At 69.9% G+C, this 1684-nt stretch carries 3 protein-coding genes; 1 reads left to right on the forward strand and 2 read right to left on the reverse strand.

Annotated elements, in window-relative coordinates:
* The coding region (locus G3N93_RS39730; RefSeq protein ID WP_206135496.1) for a deoxyribodipyrimidine photo-lyase at window positions 1-865 on the forward strand (865 nt) is incomplete at its 5' end.
* A gap of 21 nt (window positions 866-886) precedes the next feature.
* On the opposite strand, the gene G3N93_RS42150 is transcribed toward G3N93_RS39730, so the two are convergent.
* Together G3N93_RS42150 and G3N93_RS39735 are read right to left on the reverse strand one after the other, a co-directional pair.
* Window positions 887-1009: a hypothetical protein gene (locus tag G3N93_RS42150; protein ID WP_277396498.1), complete on the reverse strand. Its 123-nt coding sequence runs from the start codon at window positions 1007-1009 to the stop codon at window positions 887-889.
* A partial coding sequence (locus G3N93_RS39735) for an MFS transporter (RefSeq protein WP_241026908.1) occupies window positions 1000-1684 on the reverse strand: 685 nt, incomplete at its 5' end. The genes G3N93_RS42150 and G3N93_RS39735, both read right to left, overlap by 10 nt.

Raw genomic sequence — 1684 nt, forward strand, 5'->3', positions numbered from 1 at the left:
GGCCGGCGGCCTGCGCGACGCGTGGCCCGCGCCCGACGAAACCGGCGCGCACGCCCGGCTCGACGCCTTCCTGACGACATCGCTCGCCGGCTACGCGGATGCGCGCGACCTTCCCGACCGTCCCGCGACGAGCCGGCTGTCGCCGTTCCTGCGCTTTGGCAACCTGTCGCCGCGACAGGTGTGGCATGCGGTGCAGGGCGCCGCTAGCGAAGGTGGCGCGGCGGTGGCCGCGGACGCCGACAAATTCCTGAGCGAGCTCGGCTGGCGCGAGTTCAGCTACACGCTGCTGTATCACTTCCCGGCGCTCGCAACCGACAATTTCCGCGCGCAGTTCGATGCGATGCCGTGGCGCGACGATTCCGCCGCGCTGCACGCATGGCAGCGCGGGCTGACCGGCTATCCGCTCGTCGATGCGGGCCTGCGCGAACTGTGGACGACCGGCTGGATGCACAACCGCGTGCGGATGGTCGTCGCGTCGTTCCTGATCAAGCACTTGCTGATCGACTGGCGCGCGGGCGAAGCGTGGTTCTGGGACACGCTGGTCGACGCCGATCCCGCGAACAACGCGGCGAGCTGGCAGTGGGTGGCCGGTTGCGGCGCCGACGCCGCGCCGTATTTCCGCATCTTCAATCCGGTCGCGCAGGGGCAGAAGTTCGATCCGGACGGTGCGTACGTGCGGCGCTGGGTGCCCGAGCTTGCCGGTCTCGATAACGCATCGATCCACGCGCCGTGGGAAGCATCGCCGCTGGAACTCGACGCAGCCGGCGTGCGGCTCGGCGTCGACTATCCGGAGCCGCTCGTCGAGCATGCGGCCGCGCGTGCCCGTGCGCTCGATGCGCTGGCGGCATTGCCGAAGCGCCGTTGACCGCGCGCTCAGGGTGTCGCGTCAGTTGCAGAACGCGACGTGTTCGAGCAACGCGTACGCGACGCCCGAACTGAAATAGGCCGCGCCGCACCACGCGACGAACGCGAGCGTGGCGGCCGCCAGCGCCGCGCGGATCACGCCCATGCCGCGTTGCCCGATGCCGGACGCGCGACACGCGCGTCGTCGATCGGCAGGTGTAGCAGCGCCGCGAGTACGCCGAGTGCGATCGAGCCGATCCACAGCGGCATGTACGAATGCGTCGCGTCGTACACCACCGCGCCGAGCCAGACGCCGAAGAAGCTGCCGAGCTGGTGCCCGAAGAATACGAAGCCGAACAGCGTCGCGATGTAGCGCACGCCGAACACCTGCGAGATCACGCCGTTCGTCAGCGGCACGGTGCCGAGCCACGTGAACCCCATCACGGCCGCGAACACATAGACGCTCGTGGGCGACAGCGGCGCGGCGACGAACACGGCCATCGTGAGCGCACGCATGAGGTACAGCACCGACAGCACGTACTTGCGCCGCAGCAGCCCGCCGAGATGGCCGCACGCATAGGTGCCGGCCACGTTGGTCAGCGCGATCAGCGCGAGCGCGACGCTCGCGTGGCGTGCCGGCAGCTGGCTCGCGCTAGACGGCATCTGGTCGACTTCCTCGAGCAGCCGCGCATCGCGGTTGCGCGACAGGTCCTGGTATTGCTGCTGCAGCGCCTGCTGCGCGCTCTGCGCGTCGGCGAGCTTGCCGTCGAGCTGCGCGAGCTGCGTGTCGACCTGGTGCGTGCTCGCGAGCGACTGCTCGGTCTTCAGGCGCGTCTCGGCC

Source organism: Burkholderia sp. Se-20378 (assembly GCF_017104665.1).
In the GTDB taxonomy this organism is placed as follows: Bacteria; Pseudomonadota; Gammaproteobacteria; order Burkholderiales; family Burkholderiaceae; genus Burkholderia; species Burkholderia lata.